Genomic DNA, 16,309 nt, shown 5'->3' with positions numbered 1-16,309 from the left:
CTGAATATCCGTTTTTTCGTACGGTAAAATGTTAACGTGTGCATAAATGCAGAAGGAGGCGGACAGCTTGCAGCAGCTGAATAAAAAGATGTGCGGCGAATACATTCAATATCCTGAAAAAGTCCTTCAGTTCGGTGAAGGCAACTTTTTGCGGGCTTTCGCTGACTGGCAGATCGATCAATTGAATCAATTGACGGATTTTAACGGAAGCGTTGTCGCCGTACAGCCGAGAGGCTCTGAGAAAATAAAACGTTTAAACGAGCAGGACGGTTTATTTACGCTTTTTTTGCAGGGGATAAAGGACGGAAAACCGGCTGAAGAACACACGATCGTCAAATCCATCAGCCGCGGCATTGATCTTTTTTCTGACTATGATTCCTTTAAACGGCTGGCAGCACAAGAGGATCTTCGTTTTATCATTTCTAATACGACGGAAGCGGGAATCACGTTTGAGAAAGGCGACCGGCTTGAGGATAGACCTCAAAAAACATTCCCCGGGAAATTAGCGGCGTTCCTTTATTTCCGCTATAAGGCATTTGCGGGTGACGCCGAGAAAGGGTGCATTGTGCTTCCATGTGAACTGGTCGAAGAAAACGGACGGAAACTGAAGGCGGCCGTGCTTCAATATGCCGGGCTGTGGGAGCTGGAACCTGGTTTTACTCAATGGATTCATGACGCGAACATCTTCTGCAATACCCTCGTGGATCGGATTGTTCCCGGATTTCCTGTTGATACCGCGGAAGAACTTACCGATTTTCTCGGATACGAAGACCGTCTGCTTGTGGTTGGTGAGCATTATTATTTGTGGGTGATAGAAGGGCCGGAACAGCTTCAGAATGAGCTTCCTTTTGCTGAGGCCGGGCTGAACGCACTGATCACGTCTGACCTTACGTCTTACAGGACAAAAAAGGTGAGAATCTTAAACGGCGCTCACACGGCATTGGCGCCAGTGGCTTTACTATACGGACTGCAAACCGTCCGGGAAGCGGCTGAGCACGAGGTGACGGGCAGATTCATTGAAGAGCTGATCAATGAAGAAATCCTCCCTGTGCTGCAAATAGAGGGTGTCACCCAATACGCGGCAGATGTGTTACAGCGGTTTAAAAACCCTTATATCCACCATTATCTGCAAAGCATTACCCTTAACGCCGCCGCGAAATTCAAAACAAGAAACCTGCCGACGCTGAAGGCTTATATCGAACAGGAGGGCCGGCTACCTGAGAAGCTGGTATTTTCGTTCAGCGCCATGATCTATTCATACTGGAACGGACCGAACAAACCGGCAGACGGCGAGGAGGTTCTTAACCGTTTTCAAATGGCGCGGTCCCGTTGCAAAGATGATATGTTTCAAGCGGCATCTGCCATATTAGGAGAAGAGCGATTGTGGGGGAAGAATCTGAATCATCTTCCGGGGCTGAATGAACGAACGGCTTTTTTTCTGTCTGTCATTCATAAGCGGGGTATGAAGCATGCGTTACATGAATGCTGCGGAAAAAAGGGGGAAGTGAAATGAAAGAGGTCATAAAAATCCATAAAAACGATAACGTGCTTCTCGCCATGCGCCATTTTAACAAAGGGGAGCGGCTGCATACAGACGGACTGACGATTGAAGTGAAGGACCCTGTAAAGCGGGGGCATAAAATCGCGCTGCAAACCATTGAAGAAAACGGCAGCATCATTAAATACGGTTTTTCAATCGGGCGTGCGACAAGGCGGATTTCGGCCGGCGAGCATATTCATACCCATAATCTGCAAACGAATTTATCCGATGTGCAAGAATACATGTATTCACCGCGCTTCGAGGACAATCCTTTTACAAATGAGAACCGGACATTTAAAGGCTACAGAAGAGAAAACGGTACATCCGGCGTCCGGAATGAACTGTGGATCGTGCCTACAGTCGGCTGCGTAAACGGCGTCGCTGAGAAAATCCTGCAGCGTTTCGTAAAAGAGGCGAAAGACATTGCGCCCTTTGACAATGTGCTGGTTTTAAAGCACCAATACGGCTGCTCCCAGCTTGGCGATGATCATGAGAATACGAAACAAATGCTGATGAACGCCATCCGTCATCCAAATGCGGGCGGTGTGCTGGTTTTAGGGCTCGGCTGTGAAAATAATGAGCTGGCGGCGATTAGGGAAACCCTTTCTGAAGTGAACGGAGATCGGGTGAAATTTCTCGAATCACAAGCTGTCACAGATGAAATTGAAGCGGGTACTGCGCTTCTTAAAGAGATACACCTTGCGGCAAAGGGAGATAAACGTGAGGACATTCCGCTGTCAGAATTGAGCATCGGATTGAAATGCGGCGGGTCGGACGGTTTTTCCGGCATCACCGCAAACCCTTTATTAGGGAGATTTTCAGATTACTTGATTGCACAGGGAGGGAGCACGGTCTTAACGGAGGTGCCTGAGATGTTCGGCGCTGAGACGATTCTCATGCAGCGTGCGGCGAGTGAAGAAGTGTTTCATAAAACAGTCCGATTGATCAATGATTTCAAGCAATATTTTATGAAGCACGAGCAGCCGATTTATGAAAACCCGTCACCAGGGAATAAGGAAGGCGGCATTTCAACGCTCGAAGACAAGTCGCTCGGCTGCACCCAAAAAGCCGGTCTTGCACCGGTTTCTGATGTGCTGACATACGGTGAAACACTGAAAACAAAGGGATTGACACTGCTCAGTGCGCCCGGCAATGATTTAATAGCTTCTTCAGCGCTCGCCGCGGCGGGCTGTCACATCGTTTTGTTTACAACCGGAAGAGGCACGCCGTTCGGCACATTTGTCCCGACTGTGAAAGTATCAACAAATACCGATTTATTTCAATCAAAGCCTCATTGGATTGATTACAACGCGGGCAGATTGGCGGAAGACCAAACAACAGAAGATCACATTGTAAGAGATTTTATTCAATACATTATTAAAGTTGCAAGCGGAGAATTCGTCAATAACGAAAAAAACGATTTTCGGGAGCTTGCAATCTTTAAGTCCGGTGTGACGTTATAAGGGAAAAGGCGATCTGACAACAGACCGCCTTTTTTATATTAATTTTATTCCGCTGATTAAAATAATCGCCGCCATCACAAACTGCAGCGGGCGCGGTGAGAATTTCGGCGAAAAGAAGCTGCCGAGAAGCACACCCGGCACAGAGCCGATCAACAGATTCAATACAAGCAGGTAATCGACGCTTCCGAAGCTTGCGTTTAACAGACCGGCAACAGTTACGAGCAGAAAGGCATGTGCGATATCCGTTCCCACCACTTCTGCCGTTTTCATTCTGAACAGGTATAGCATGGCGATCGCAAATAATGAGCCGGATCCAATAGATGTCAGGCCGACGATGAAACCGAAAATGACGCCGATCAATATCATGAGTGTCCGCTTTTCTTCAAGCGTTTTTTGCTGCCAGCGGTTCGGCCGCAGTTTTTTATCGAAAAAAAGGCGGGCGATAATGGAAATGGCTACAAGGGTCAGCACGTAGCCGAGCGCCTGTTTGATAATCTGCTCCTGATGCTGGTGAAAAGCGGGAAACAAGTGAAGAACACCGATGGCGGCTGTTGCGCTGGGAATGCTTCCGAGCGCCAAGTAGCCGACAAGTTTAAATTGAACGGTGCGCTGCTTCCAATGAGAAACGACACCGAACAGTTTGGTGATGGAGTTATATAAAAGGTCAGTGCCGACGGCGATTGAGGGGTTGATCCCCAAAACGATCAGTAAAGGAGTCAAAAGCGCTGCTCCTCCCACACCCGTCAATCCGACAAGCGTTCCGACAAAGAAACCCATAAACACAATGCTTACAGTCATCTGTGTGCCTCCTGAATAATCCTACTATTTTTATCAGATTATATATGATTAAGAGGCGGTAATCAATTAAATTTTCGGAAAATTTTATACAGAACAAAAAATCCGCCAGCCTGCTGTTATGTCGCAGACCGGCGGATGGCCGGATTATGATTTTTGCTGATAAAACGGAAGTTCCGTGTGGCCCATTTCTCTGACATACACGAAAAGATTGCCTTTATGATGAATTTCATGCTCCATGGCAAGCTGAAGGAGAGCCGCGCCGTTTATTTTTCTGCCGAAAGAGGCAGTCAGGTCAATTTCGCGGTTCAGCTGCTCTTCAGTCAGCTGTGACAGGATGTCTGTCGTTTTTTCAGTACATGCTTCAGCCAGTTTGACGAGGTCTGTTTCCGCTTCTTCTTTCGGTTTGTTCTGGATAGCTGATCCGTTTCCGTCGTTAATGACGTTTGCAAACATAAGAAAAGAATAAACGATGTGTTTTACAAGTTCCTGAGCGGACATTGATGTCTCTGCCGGCTTGTAATCGTAATGTTCGCGGCTGATTTTTTCCGCCAGCTCAATCGTCACGTTTCGATGTGACAGAAAGTGGCTGACCAATTGATTTTGTGCTGTCATGTGAAAACCCCCATTTAATACAGAATAAAAAGCTGCAAGGATATGCTATATCAACGGCACGGAAGAAACAAGCAATAAGCTTGTGACGGAGATAAATCGTTGCGGATATCCGAAATTCGACAATTGCGGTCTTTTTGCGTTCTTCTTTTTCTAGCAAATATGATAAAATATGACATATCTCGGTCATTCCAAAAGGGGGGATTTATTGAGGATGAAGCAGACTATTCCGTCCTCTTTTGTCGGGCTCAAAATTAATGAATGGTATACCCATATCCGGCAGTTTCACGTCCTTGAGGCGGAGCGCGTCAAACGTGAAGTAGAGAGAGAGATCGAGGATATGGAAGAAGATCAGGATCTGCTGCTGTATTATTCATTAATGGAATTCAGACACCGTGTCATGCTGGATTACATCAAGCCCTTAAAAGAGGACCCTTCTCAGCCTGAGTTTTCAGAATTATTGGAAGACATTGAAGGCAACCAGTATAAACTGACAGGACTGCTTGATTACTACTTTAATTTTTTTCGAGGAATGTACGAATTTAAACAGAAAATGTTCCTAAACGCCATGATGTATTACAAACGGGCTGAAAAAAACCTTGCACTCGTTTCTGATGACATCGAGAAAGCTGAGTTTGCTTTTAAAATGGCCGAGATATTTTACAACCTGAAACAAACCTACGTCTCCATGAGTTATGCCGTTCAAGCCCTTGAAACGTACCAATCGTATGAGACGTACAACGTCCGCAGAATCCAATGTGAATTCGTTATTGCAGGGAATTATGATGACATGCAGTATCCAGAAAGAGCATTGCCCCACTTAGAACTTGCTTTAGATCTTGCAAAACAAGAAGGCAATCCCCGTCTTATCAGTTCAGCCTTATATAATCTCGGAAACTGTTACGAAAAAATGGGAGACCTCTCTAAAGCAGCCGAATATTTTGAGACATCCGTTTCCATTTGCAGGTCAGAAAAGTTCGATAATCTTCCGCATTCTATTTACTCATTAACACAGGTTCTTTATAAACAGAACACTACAGCCGAAGCAGAGAAGCAATACCGCCTCGGGCTCAGTATCGCCCGCGAATACAATGATGAATTGTTTGTGAATCTGTTCCAATTTTTACATGCGTTATACGGCAAGGAAATGGATAACGCATCCGTCAGGCACACGTTTGATTTTCTGGAAGAACACATGCTGTATCCGTATGTGGAAGAATTGGCGCATGACGCTGCCAAATTTTACATGAAACACGGACAGCCTGAAAAAGCGCTCACGTTTTATGAAAAAATGGTGCACGCCCAAAAACAAATCCAGAGAGGAGATTGTCTATATGAAATCTAAACTGTTGTCAGGATTGCTGCTTGTTGCTGTCGGGTTCAGCTTTACACAGGTGATCGGCCATGAAAGCCATTTGGAAAATCAAGCGGACGGCACATTCCATATTGCCGCGCGCAACCAAACATAACATAAAGACCCTTCTTTGGAAGGGTCTTATTTTTTGCATGCGTATCCATTCCATTTTTATCCGAATGCAGGGTCTATATGCTCAAGTTATCTGTCCTACGAATGCCACCTATTGATGAAAAAGGCATAAGGAGAGATGAAGAGTGGGGATTGAAGTGAAAAAACGGCTCGTATCGGCTGATAAATATGCGTTAAAATGTCCGAATCCGATGACGCCGGAGTATATTACCATTCATAACACGGCAAACGACGCATCCGCCGCTAACGAAATCAGCTATATGACGGGAAACAGCGAATCAACAAGCTATCATTTTGCGGTTGATGACAAAGAAGTGATCCAGGGAATTCCGTTGGACCGGAATGCCTGGCATTCGGGAGACGGCACGAACGGTACCGGAAACCGAAAGTCGATTGCTATAGAAATCTGTTACAGCAAGTCAGGCGGCGAACGGTACAGAGCCGCAGAAGAACTGGCGATTGCGTTCGCGGCGCAGCTTTTGAAAGAACGGGGCTGGGGGATTGACAGAATCAGAAAGCATCAGGACTGGAACGGAAAGTACTGCCCGCACCGCATTTTGTCTGAAGGCCGCTGGGATGAAGTGAAGGCGAAGATTGAAAAGAAATTAAGCGGAAGTATGCCGGCGAAAAAAGCCTCTATTTCTTCTTCCGCGTCTGAATACCATGTGAAAAAAGGCGACACCTTATCGGAAATCGCCGCATCGCACGGTGTCAGCGTAAAATCGCTGCAAAGCATCAACCATATCACAGATCCGAATCACATTACAGTCGGACAAGTGATCAAGCTCGCTCAGACGGGTTCTTCTTCAAAAAGTCAGGCTGTGTCTTCCTATCCGCTTCCATCAGGTGTGATCAAAGTGACGAAACCGCTGACGAAAGGGACAAACGTAAAACAAGTGCAAAACGCTTTATCCGCTCTTTATTTTTATCCTGATAAAGGAGCAAAAAATCATGGGGCGGACGGCGTTTACGGTCCGAAAACGGCAAATGCCGTAAAACGTTTTCAATCCGTCAGCGGGTTAACGGCAGACGGAATTTACGGCCCGAAAACGAAGGCGAAAATTGAAGAAAAACTGTAATCAATAAAACGGAAGCTCTCCGGGCTTCCGTTTCTTCTTACATACAAACTGCGGCAAGGGCCTTTTGAATATCATAAATGCTTTCATCTTTTTTAAACTGCTTTGAGACAGCGGGAAGTTCCGCGCCTGAAATCCAAATTTTCAGCTCTGAATCAAGGTCAAAGCGGCCGGCGGTTTCTACGCTGAATCTGGAAATGCTCTTGTACGGAATGGATTGAATCTCCGTTTTCTTCCCTGTGAGTCCCTGTTTATCAACAAGAATAAGACGCTTATCCGTAAAGACAATGATATCTCGGACAAGCTTAAATGCGGCGTTGACATTCTCACCTGCCAGCAGAATACGAGCCAGTTCTGCTTTTGCTTCAGCCGTCGATATTGTCGACGCATTGCCCAGCAATCCATTGATGAACCCCATGATATATCCCCCCTGATACGTATTCTATCAAATCATACTATAAAAAGGTTTCCAATTCCCAGATGAGTAGAGTAAACTGGTGCTGACTGGAAAAGGAGCATGTTACACATGAAAGATAGATATGATAATTTCGCAGCCCTTTCTGCTGCTGAATCGGAATACAGAATTATTTATGAAGAAAAAGAGGGAAGTAAATGTATCGTCCTCGCTCCCCACGGCGGCAGGATTGAGCCGGGTGTCAGTGAGCTGGTGCGGGCATTTTCTGACCAAAGCTCAATTTATTTATTTGAAGGAACGAAGCGGTGCGATAACCGTTCTCTCCATTTGACAAGCACACGCTTTGACGAACCCCTGGCTTTAGAAAAAGTGACCGCCCATCATTACGGATTGGCTTTTCATGGGTATCATGATCTGAAAAAGGCAAATACACTCGTCGGGGGCGCGGATCTGGAAAAAGCAAGACTGATTTGTGATCTGCTGCGTGAAGCGGGGTTTGATGCCGAGCTGACAGAGAAGAATGATCGGCTGGCAGGTGTAAATCCCCGCAACATTGTCAATCGGACAAAAAGGAAAATGGGGCTGCAATTGGAAGTGAGCACGGCGCAGAGACACGCGCTGTTCAGCAATTTTGGCTGCCGGGGAGAAAAATATACGCCAACCGATCTGTTTTTTCGGTATGTAGAAGCCGTGAAGGCCGGTTTTTATGATAAATGAACAGGGGGCCCGTTCTTATATTTACTGGAGCTGCTATGCGGCGCAAGAAGTGCGTGGCGGGCAGCACGGTGAGAACAGCGTCATGATGCAAAAACCTTTCCTGCGATGTGAAAATGATGACATTCTGCCGGCTGCGTTCCAAGCCGCGGAGTATCGCTAATTTTCAATAAAATACGGCGTTTTTTCTTCAGCGGCATGCAAGTGTGTCTGTCCGCTTTCATAATACACATTCGGCCGCTTGTCGGATAACAGACAAGCGAGCCGCTTCTGAAATTGAATACCTGCTTTACGCCGTTCAAACAGCTCCAGCCTTTTTTCCGCAAATGATGCCGTCACCCGGAAAGCGGCTGCGATTAAAATAACGGCATGGCTTCTCCGTTGGGGAAGCTCCATGTTTAACAGCATAAAGGTCGGCACACAGAAGTGGTACATAAAATGGTTGGCCTGAAATTCCTGCAGTTCCCTGAACAGCTTGTTCATATGAAAATGGTTGCCGGTATGCTTCAGTACATGGCACAGTTCGTGCGCAAAATCCTGCCATTGCTCTTCGGGTGACTTTTTTTGATTCAGGACGATGCTGTACATGCCGTCCCGCTTCAGCATCATACTGTGCGTATCTTCAAAATGAATCCAAATGTCAAGCTCCTTGGCAATCATCTGCATATCAATATGGAGAGGGGCGGTCATTCCCATGCGGCAATATAAGTTTTTGACGTATTCCTCAAGATGTGTTAAAAAATCGCCCAATTGAATACACCCTTTCGAACGTATGTTCTTTTTTAAGTGAGAAAGAAAAGCCCTGATCGGACTTTGAATCAATTCCCTTTTCTTTTAAAAATAAACATTCAGCTTTTATATCGGCTGAACGTTAAGCAGTTTAAAGGAAAAGAGCGGATTATTTATGTTTCGGCCTGCGGTTTTTCTCTTTTTCTTTTAAATAATTAATGAATTCAATTGCCTGCTGCTTGCTTTCCGGAGAAAAGTCCTGCATGTCCCGATATGCGATCTGCAGGTCGGGATCGGCAAACATGTCTTCATCTGAAGGTTCTTTTCCGGTTAACAAATAATCAGTCGACACTTTGAAATAATCCGCAAGCTTTTGCAGCGTGTCGTAATCGGGTTCAGATCGGCCGTTTTCATAATGAGAATATCTGGCGCGCGAGACACCGATATGATTTGCGACTTCTTCCTGTGTTTTCTTTCCTCTGAGATTCTTTAATCTTCCGCCTATCATCCGAATGACCTCTCTTTTTTCAACACCCTAAGTTACTTATGATTATAGATACAAAATGTATCAAAATAAAGAGATGATAAAAAAAGTATCAAAAAGGTCTTGATGATACGAAAGGTATCGTATATAATCAACATCATAGGGATACGAAATGTATCAAAATACGATAAGAAATTGATCAGGAGGGTGAGAGATGAAGCCGATAATCATCCGTTTCAGCAGCAATCCGGCTGACCAGAGATGTTTAGGAAAAGCAGGCGGTTCGATATCTTTTACCGCTTGCGGACTTCCGGTATTCCGATTTGATAACCGATTGCAGTATGAACGCTATATAGGTCTGAAGACAAACGGAGACGTCCCTTATGAATCGTAAAAGCTACCCGTTTTTCATCTATTCCGGATTATTGAATTCAGAACATTATGACAAAATAGGGTCTGCTATTTGGCTGTTTTTATGGTTCATCAGCTCAACGACAAAGGAACACGTAAAAGACGGTGTAAAGTGGGGGATCGTCCTTGGTCATAAGCCCGTAAAAGCAAGAGAGATGGCCGATGTATTTGCCGTCAGCGAAAAAACCGTCAGACGGTGGCTTGAGGTTTTGGAACAGCATGAATATATCAAAACCGTCCGCGCCCCTTACGGACTCATCGTCTCCGTAAAGCACTCGAAAAGATTCACGCCGAAAAAGACATTGACCCGCCCGGAAGCAACTGACCGGACAATATCGGCGGATCACCGGGACAAAAATGTCCGGAGAGAAATAGATATAACAAAAAATCATACTGCTGAAGAAGCGATTAACGACATTGCCGCCCATTTTATCAGATTAAGGTCTGCACAGGAGGGGCGGAGCGTATACCCGTCGCCCCGGGATTATCAGGCCATCGCCCGTATTGTTTCCCTCGGTGCGTCAGCACAAGAAGCAATCAAATGGCTCGGCGAATGCTTTACCGCTTTTGAACAGCGGCGCACCTCTTCAGCTGAAACGATCAAGGCTTTCAGCTATTGCGCCAAGTATATGGAAGACCGCTTGAATGCACGAATTGCGGGAAGGACAATCACAACAAAAAAAGAGAGGAATACGATACATGACAAAACGAACGATCGAGCAGATACTGGCCGACCTGAAAAACGGAAAACGTCCATTACTGGCGGACAGACCGGAAGAATCAGACGAAAGCCGCTTTGACTGTCCGCTCTGTAAAGATCAGGGCGGTTATCTCAAAAACCAGCTGGGAATGGATGTGTGGGTTAAGTGCCGCTGCGCCGCCGAACGAAAAGCAGAGCGCATCCTCAGCGCAAGTGAGATTACAGGCGCCTTTCGGAAGCTGGACTTCAAAGGATTTATCACGCGGGGCAAGCCTCAGGCAGTCGTCGACGCATATGAGTGCGCCCTTGAATATGTTGAAAACTTCGACAAGATTAAAAACTGCCGGAAAAACAGCATTGCCCTTTTAGGGCGTCCGGGGTCGGGAAAAACCCATCTTTTGACCGCTCTCAGCAATTATGTCATGAGACAGATGCAGACACCCGTGCTGTATTTTCCTTTTGTGGAGGGCTTTACGGATTTAAAAAATGATTTTGATCTGCTTGATGCAAAGCTTGGCCGTATGAAACAGGCGGATGTGCTTTTTATTGACGATCTGTTCAAACCGCTGAATGGAAAACCCCGGGCGACCGATTGGCAGATTGAACAAATGTACGCCGTCGTGAATTACCGTTATTTAAATCATAAGCCGGTTCTTATCTCGAGCGAGCTGGCCTGTGACGGGCTGGTGCAGGTTGATGAAGCCTTGGGCACAAGAATTTATGAGATGTGCAGCGATTATTTAGTCATCATTAATGGCAATTCATTTGACGTAAACCACAGATTAGAGGGGGCGAGATAATGTGTAAGCTGTGCGGGCCGAAGAAGGTCATTGTGACGGAAACGGGTTTCGGCGCTGTCTTTCACCCTTGCCCGAACTGCAAAACAGGCACTGATTTAACGCCGGTCATTAAACGTCTTGAGCGAATGGTTCAAGACGCAAAAGCGAGGCTTGATGCACGTGTATAAATATATTAAATGGCTTTTTTGCCTGCTGTTCAGGGCGAAACGGATAGAAAAGCAAATTGAAGCATGGCATGAGGCTGATGGAAAGTGAGGATAACCATTGCAAGAAAAACACAGCCCCGCTCCATGGCGGGCCGTACACAGCGGAGAAGAAAAACCCATTTACATTTATTCCGCTTACAGCGAAGCGGATAAAGAGAAGTTCCCTTATTCAAACGGAAGGCTCATCGCGGCCGTTTTCAACTTAAGTTCATACTCTCAGCAGATCAACGCGGCATTGATGGCAAAGGCTCCGGAACTTTTTGAGGCGGCCGAAACGGCTCTCCGCCTGCTCCGGGGAGAAAGTTCTGAAGAAAAAGAAGCGTTCATAAATGAGCTCGGAAGCCTCATACATGAAGTAAACATCCTGAAAAAAACGGAGGACGTAAAACATGAATCCTAAAAAACTGACTGACATTGAACATACAACATTACAAAGCCAGCTGGAAGAAGGCAAGGTTCGGGTGATTATTGTAGACGGACTGAAGAAGGAAGCATGGCTCGCCGAAGCGCCGGAGCACGGCAAAACGCTTGTCGAAACGCGAAAAGGGGATCTGGCCCGGGTCGAATATGAAATCGGCTTTAAATTGAATTAATCGAAAAAAACAGAATACGTCCAAGACGGAAAGCCTGCGGACACTGATCAATCGCGTACATGCTGCGCATTGGTTGGTGTCCTTTTTTTGTTCCGAAAAAGAGGAGGATCTGCATGGAAGACTTACTATTTGAATATAAACGCACGCTGAAAGAGACGAAAAAGTGGTACAAGCAGCTGGAGGAAGCCGATGAAACGGTGCTTACTTCAGAAGAACTGAAAGATAAAAAAATCATCAGAACGATCATTACAGATGTGGAATATGTCATCGAATGGCTTGAAAAAGGCCGGCAGCCCGGCATAAGAAGAGCGATAGACCGCAGAGACGCTTATCAGAGAATGCTGATTAAAGATCCGAGAATTATAGAAACCTATTCGCAGGCGCTGATGTTTGAACCTTCCGCAAATGTGACTGAAGAAGACAGAATCAGACTGCGGGACGCATTAGCCGTTTTAACGGATAGAGAAAAAGAAATGCTGCTGCTCCACAAAGCGGAATGCTTTTCATATGAACGGATCGCCGCCTTGCTGAATGTAAAGAAATCAACCGTACAGACGACGGTCAAACGGGCGCTTCTGAAAATACAAAAACAGCAGGAACAAAGAAATCAATCGCCTGCTTCATAAGTTGTCATACGTTTGCCACCTAGAAGTGAACAGACGATCACAAAAAGCGGCCCGATTAGAAGCCGCTTTTTATTATAGACAATCATGTCGGAGGTGGCGGTGATGCCGTAGCATGAAAAACGCAAAAAGAAAACAGGCATTTACAATCTATCAGTCTCATAAAGGCCGCATCACAAATCGCGCCCTTGCCGGCAAATCAGGCGTATCCGCAAGAACGATCGGCAGATGGAAAAAAGAAGGGCGCTGGGACGAGGCGCTTCATAAGAACGCGGAAAGCGGCGGAAAAAACAACCCGGGCGAAGGTGATGAGTTAAACGAACGCCAGCGGCTGTTTTGTCTTTATTATGTGAAAAGCTTTAACGCCACCCAATCTGCGATAAAAGCCGGCTATTCACCGGAAAGCGCGCATGTGACGGGAAGCAGGCTGTTAAAAAACGAAAAAGTCGCCAAAGAAATCAGCCGCATGAAAAAGGAAATGGTCAATAAAGTGTTTGTCGAAGCGATGGACGTTCTTCAAGTCTATGTGAAAATCGCTTTCGCCGACATTACCGATTATGTAACCTTCGGAAAAAAAGAGGTTCAGGCCTTCGGAAAATCAGGGCCGCTCTTTGACGAAAATGATAAGCCGATTATGCAGGAAATCAGCTACGTTGACGTTAAAGATTCGCACCTTCTGGACGGAACCATCGTCACAGAAGCAAAACTCGGAAAAGAGGGCATTGCAATAAAGCTTGCCGACAAGATGAAGGCTCTTGAAAAGCTGTCCTTGTACTTTGACCTTTTCCCTGATCAATTTAAACAAAAAATCGAAAATGAAAAATTAAAGCTGGCACAGCAGAAGATGGAAAAAACAGAAGACAGCCAAAAGCCGATTGACATTGTCATTACGCGGAAAGAGGAACGGTCATGATTGAAAAAGCGGTCAACCCGCGCTTTGAAGATTATTTGTTCAATTGGAATGAAACGTACCAATTTCTCGTCGGAGGCTACGGCTCGTCAAAAAGCTATCATACCGCGCTGAAAATCATCCTGAAGCTGCTTCGTGAAAAGCGGACGGCGCTTGTCGTGCGGGAAGTTTTCGATACGCACAGAGATTCTACTTTTGCCTTGTTTGAAGATATTATCGGGGAGCTTGAGCTGGGACATGCCGTAAAGGCCGTGTCTTCACCGATGCAGCTGAGATTTTCAAACGGAAGCCGGATTATGTTTAAAGGGATGGACAACCCGGCCAAATTGAAATCCATTCATCATATTTCCCTGATTTGGATTGAAGAATGCTCTGAAGTGAAGTATGAAGGCTTTAAGGAGCTGATCGGGCGTCTGCGCCATCCCGAGTTTTCGCTTCATATGATATGCACCACCAATCCCGTCGGCACCTCCAATTGGACGTACCGGCATTTTTTTCGTGATGATCAAAAAAAACGGTTCGTATTGGATGATCAGACGCTGTATGAAAAAGGCACCGTCGTTAAGGGAGATACGTATTACCACCATTCCACAGCGTGCGATAATCTGTTTTTGCCGAAAAGCTATATTAAGCAGCTGGACAGTTTACGGCATTACGATCCCGATTTATACCGGATCGCCCGCAAAGGACAGTTCGGCGTCAATGGCATCCGCGTGTTTCCGCAGTTTCAGGTCATGGAGCACAACGAAGTAACGGAGCGGATTGCTTCCATCAGGCGCCCCCTGTTTCGGACCGGCATGGATTTCGGTTTTGAAGAGTCATACAATGCGGTCATCCGGCTTGCCGTCGATCCGGATCAAAAAGAGCTTTATATTTTCTGGGAGTATTACAAAAACAAAATGACCGATGATCAGACAGCTGAGGAGCTTCAGGAATTGGCGGATCAAAAAGAGCTGATCAAAGCGGATTCGGCTGAGCCGAAAAGCATCCAATATTTTCGCAGGCAGGGCTTTTGCATGGTTGCGGCCAAAAAGTTTCCGGGCTCAAGACTTCAGTATACAAAAAAACTGAAACGGTTCAAACACATCTATTGCTCAGACAGCTGTCAACATACGATCCGCGAATTGCAGAACTTAACGTACGCAAAAAACAAAAACGGCGTTCTGTCGGAAGATGAGTTTTCAATTGATCCCCACACACTTTCAGCCATTTGGTATGCGCTGGATGACTATGACGCGGCGGATCTGAAAGATGCATCACAAAAACGGAGACGTCCGAATCGGGAAAGGAGGAGGTAGGCGTTGCCGAACTATCAAAACGTTAGAGCCACCGTCTTTAAATCAAAAATGGCCGCGCCGCAGGCAAGGCAGATGAACGAAGATCAATTTGCCGATCTGTACGGCGAAGACATCATTTCACCGCCCTATAATCTCATTGAACTGAAAACAATCGCCGAATACTCGACGATTCTTCAGCAGTGCATTGACGCGTATCGGGTCAATATTACGGGTTTTGGGTTTGATGTGGAATATACCTTTGATGTAAATAGCCCAGATTGCTCCCCGTCAAAAAAGGCCCGGGCCGAAAAAAACTGGATGAAGCTGGAGAGCTTTTACAAATGTCTTCATTTTGATGAATCGGCCGAGACGATCCTCGGATATGCGATAGAAGACCGTGAAAAAACGGGCAACGGTTTTCTCGAAGTGCTTCGGGACGGGGCGGGAAAACCAGCGGGGATTGAATATCTGGATGTGAAACATATGCGCGTGTGCGGTGTGACTGATCCCGTTGAAGTTATATTTTCTTATGAAGAAAACGGCGCATCCAAAACGATTAAAAGGCAAAAACGGTTTCGTAAATATGTTCAGATGCTGAACGGTAGGAAAGTGTTTTTTAAGGAATACGGCGACCCCCGCATGATGGACATGAGAACCGGCGAATACGTAAAGACCCTGTCTGAAGAATACCGGGCAAATGAAGCCATTCACTTAAAAATCGGCAGCGGCACTTACGGAATTCCGCGCTGGGTCGGCAATATCGTCAATCTGTACGGCGCCCGGAAAGCGGAAGAACTGAATTTTATGTATTTCAAGCAGGGCCGTCACGTGCCGGCCGCCATTACGGTTGAAAACGGCATGCTGTCAGAAGCATCGTACAAAGAGCTCCAGGATTATATGAATGACCTGGAAGGGGTGGAAAACGCCCACAAGTTTCTGCTGATTGAGGCGGAAGGCATTGCGAAGGAAAAAGACCTTCACGGAGGCGAAGACATTACGCCCGTGTCTGTGGAAATTAAATCACTTGCGGAAATTCTGCAGGATGATGCGCTGTTTCTTGAATATGACGACAAAAGCAGAAATAAACTCCGTTCCGCTTTCCGTCTCCCGCCGCTTTATACGGGCGAGGCGCAGGAATACAACAAAGCCACCGCCGATACGGCACGGAAAATAACGGAGGAGCAGGTGTTTCAGCCGGAGCGGAAAACGCTGATTAATAAGCTCAACACGTTATTTTTGCCTGAACTGGGTCTCCACGATGTACAGCTCACATTAAAAGGGCCTGATTTTCGCGATCCGCTTGAAATTGCGAAGGTGCTTACGCCATTTATTTCCGCCGGCGCGGTCTCTCCTAATGACCTCCGTGATCTGGCCGGAAGAGTGCTCGGCAAGACGCTTGAGGAATGGCCTGAAGAGTACTACAGCCGGCCGGTGCTGAAAGGGAAAAAGGAGCAATCCTGAAAGGGGGTGAAAAC

Annotated in this window: 22 protein-coding genes; 17 read left to right on the top strand and 5 right to left on the bottom strand. The window is 46.3% G+C overall.

What is annotated here, in order from left to right; genetic code table 11:
• Window positions 1-67 precede the first annotated feature (67 nt).
• Window positions 68-1,513 carry a tagaturonate reductase gene (locus tag D5S11_RS09220; protein WP_108725024.1) on the top strand — a complete coding sequence of 482 codons (1,446 nt, stop codon included), beginning with the start codon at window positions 68-70 and terminating at the stop codon, window positions 1,511-1,513.
• Window positions 1,510-3,003 carry a UxaA family hydrolase gene (locus tag D5S11_RS09215; protein WP_108725023.1) on the top strand — a complete coding sequence of 498 codons (1,494 nt, stop codon included), beginning with the start codon at window positions 1,510-1,512 and terminating at the stop codon, window positions 3,001-3,003. Before D5S11_RS09220 ends, D5S11_RS09215 begins: the two co-directional genes overlap by 4 nt.
• Before the next feature lie 33 nt (window positions 3,004-3,036).
• Here D5S11_RS09215 and D5S11_RS09210 read toward each other — a convergent pair whose 3' ends face one another.
• The gene (locus D5S11_RS09210; protein WP_003154887.1) at window positions 3,037-3,801 is read right to left on the bottom strand and encodes a sulfite exporter TauE/SafE family protein; all 765 of its coding nucleotides are present in this window, start codon (window positions 3,799-3,801) and stop codon (window positions 3,037-3,039) included.
• Between the two features lie 144 nt (window positions 3,802-3,945).
• The gene (locus tag D5S11_RS09205; RefSeq protein WP_007407292.1) at window positions 3,946-4,413 is read right to left on the bottom strand and encodes a DinB family protein; all 468 of its coding nucleotides are present in this window, start codon (window positions 4,411-4,413) and stop codon (window positions 3,946-3,948) included.
• Between the two features lie 205 nt (window positions 4,414-4,618).
• Here D5S11_RS09205 and D5S11_RS09200 point away from each other — a divergent pair, with 205 nt between their 5' ends.
• The 3 genes from D5S11_RS09200 (at window position 4,619) to D5S11_RS09195 (ending at window position 6,975) form a co-directional block, all read left to right on the top strand.
• Complete coding sequence (locus D5S11_RS09200; protein WP_087920760.1) at window positions 4,619-5,755, top strand: Rap family tetratricopeptide repeat protein; 1,137 nt, start codon at window positions 4,619-4,621, stop codon at window positions 5,753-5,755.
• Complete coding sequence (locus D5S11_RS19870; RefSeq protein WP_003154881.1) at window positions 5,745-5,879, top strand: PhrA family phosphatase inhibitor; 135 nt, start codon at window positions 5,745-5,747, stop codon at window positions 5,877-5,879. The genes D5S11_RS09200 and D5S11_RS19870 overlap by 11 nt, the downstream gene beginning before the upstream one ends.
• Before the next feature lie 142 nt (window positions 5,880-6,021).
• A complete protein-coding gene (locus D5S11_RS09195) occupies window positions 6,022-6,975 on the top strand; it encodes an N-acetylmuramoyl-L-alanine amidase (RefSeq protein ID WP_003154880.1) in 954 nt (317 codons plus the stop codon).
• A gap of 37 nt (window positions 6,976-7,012) precedes the next feature.
• Here the strand turns inward: D5S11_RS09195 and D5S11_RS09190 are convergent, their stop codons facing one another.
• The gene (locus D5S11_RS09190) at window positions 7,013-7,390 is read right to left on the bottom strand and encodes a PH domain-containing protein (protein WP_106080324.1); all 378 of its coding nucleotides are present in this window, start codon (window positions 7,388-7,390) and stop codon (window positions 7,013-7,015) included.
• 108 nt (window positions 7,391-7,498) lie between these two features.
• Here D5S11_RS09190 and D5S11_RS09185 point away from each other — a divergent pair, with 108 nt between their 5' ends.
• Together D5S11_RS09185 and D5S11_RS19865 are read left to right on the top strand one after the other, a co-directional pair.
• Entirely contained in the window at window positions 7,499-8,104 is a 606-nt protein-coding gene (locus D5S11_RS09185) for a poly-gamma-glutamate hydrolase family protein (RefSeq protein ID WP_047935636.1), read from the top strand.
• Window positions 8,094-8,264, top strand: coding sequence for a hypothetical protein (locus D5S11_RS19865; RefSeq protein WP_164833843.1), 171 nt, complete (start codon window positions 8,094-8,096; stop codon window positions 8,262-8,264). The genes D5S11_RS09185 and D5S11_RS19865 overlap by 11 nt, the downstream gene beginning before the upstream one ends.
• Here D5S11_RS19865 and D5S11_RS09180 read toward each other — a convergent pair.
• Window positions 8,261-8,851 carry an ImmA/IrrE family metallo-endopeptidase gene (locus tag D5S11_RS09180; RefSeq protein ID WP_007610775.1) on the bottom strand — a complete coding sequence of 197 codons (591 nt, stop codon included), beginning with the start codon at window positions 8,849-8,851 and terminating at the stop codon, window positions 8,261-8,263. The two genes, D5S11_RS19865 and D5S11_RS09180, sit on opposite strands and share 4 nt — an antisense overlap.
• A gap of 148 nt (window positions 8,852-8,999) precedes the next feature.
• A complete protein-coding gene (xre, locus tag D5S11_RS09175; protein WP_015239672.1) occupies window positions 9,000-9,338 on the bottom strand; it encodes an HTH-type transcriptional regulator Xre in 339 nt (112 codons plus the stop codon).
• Between the two features lie 190 nt (window positions 9,339-9,528).
• Between xre and D5S11_RS09170 the strand changes: the two genes are divergently transcribed.
• The 10 genes from D5S11_RS09170 to D5S11_RS09130 all read left to right on the top strand — a co-directional run bounded on the left by D5S11_RS09170 (window position 9,529) and on the right by D5S11_RS09130 (window position 16,295).
• Entirely contained in the window at window positions 9,529-9,708 is a 180-nt protein-coding gene (locus D5S11_RS09170; RefSeq protein ID WP_032866121.1) for a hypothetical protein, read from the top strand.
• Window positions 9,698-10,525, top strand: coding sequence for a hypothetical protein (locus D5S11_RS09165; RefSeq protein WP_007407284.1), 828 nt, complete (start codon window positions 9,698-9,700; stop codon window positions 10,523-10,525). The genes D5S11_RS09170 and D5S11_RS09165 overlap by 11 nt, the downstream gene beginning before the upstream one ends.
• Complete coding sequence (locus D5S11_RS09160; RefSeq protein WP_031378815.1) at window positions 10,425-11,225, top strand: ATP-binding protein; 801 nt, start codon at window positions 10,425-10,427, stop codon at window positions 11,223-11,225. The genes D5S11_RS09165 and D5S11_RS09160 overlap by 101 nt, the downstream gene beginning before the upstream one ends.
• Window positions 11,225-11,392 (top strand): hypothetical protein, encoded by a 168-nt coding sequence (locus D5S11_RS19860; RefSeq protein ID WP_003154863.1) that lies wholly within the window; start codon window positions 11,225-11,227, stop codon window positions 11,390-11,392. The genes D5S11_RS09160 and D5S11_RS19860 overlap by 1 nt, the downstream gene beginning before the upstream one ends.
• A gap of 97 nt (window positions 11,393-11,489) precedes the next feature.
• On the top strand, window positions 11,490-11,831 hold the full coding sequence (locus D5S11_RS09155) for a hypothetical protein (RefSeq protein WP_015239676.1): 342 nt from the start codon (window positions 11,490-11,492) through the stop codon (window positions 11,829-11,831).
• Window positions 11,821-12,024 carry an XtrA/YqaO family protein gene (locus D5S11_RS09150; RefSeq protein ID WP_007407280.1) on the top strand — a complete coding sequence of 68 codons (204 nt, stop codon included), beginning with the start codon at window positions 11,821-11,823 and terminating at the stop codon, window positions 12,022-12,024. The genes D5S11_RS09155 and D5S11_RS09150 overlap by 11 nt, the downstream gene beginning before the upstream one ends.
• A 113-nt stretch (window positions 12,025-12,137) precedes the next feature.
• The gene (locus D5S11_RS09145; RefSeq protein WP_012117362.1) at window positions 12,138-12,650 is read left to right on the top strand and encodes a sigma-70 family RNA polymerase sigma factor; all 513 of its coding nucleotides are present in this window, start codon (window positions 12,138-12,140) and stop codon (window positions 12,648-12,650) included.
• 112 nt (window positions 12,651-12,762) lie between these two features.
• The gene (locus D5S11_RS09140) at window positions 12,763-13,560 is read left to right on the top strand and encodes a terminase small subunit (RefSeq protein ID WP_007407278.1); all 798 of its coding nucleotides are present in this window, start codon (window positions 12,763-12,765) and stop codon (window positions 13,558-13,560) included.
• Window positions 13,557-14,855: a PBSX family phage terminase large subunit gene (locus tag D5S11_RS09135; RefSeq protein ID WP_108725022.1), complete on the top strand. Its 1,299-nt coding sequence runs from the start codon at window positions 13,557-13,559 to the stop codon at window positions 14,853-14,855. The genes D5S11_RS09140 and D5S11_RS09135 overlap by 4 nt, the downstream gene beginning before the upstream one ends.
• 48 nt (window positions 14,856-14,903) lie before the next feature.
• Complete coding sequence (locus D5S11_RS09130) at window positions 14,904-16,295, top strand: phage portal protein (RefSeq protein WP_108725297.1); 1,392 nt, start codon at window positions 14,904-14,906, stop codon at window positions 16,293-16,295.
• Window positions 16,296-16,309 lie beyond the last annotated feature (14 nt).

It is taken from the genome of Bacillus sp. L75, from assembly GCF_003676355.1.
GTDB lineage: Bacteria > Bacillota > Bacilli > Bacillales > Bacillaceae > Bacillus > Bacillus velezensis.
The sequence above is the reverse complement of the archived record's forward strand: the minus strand, read 5'-3'. Positions and strand labels throughout refer to the sequence as shown.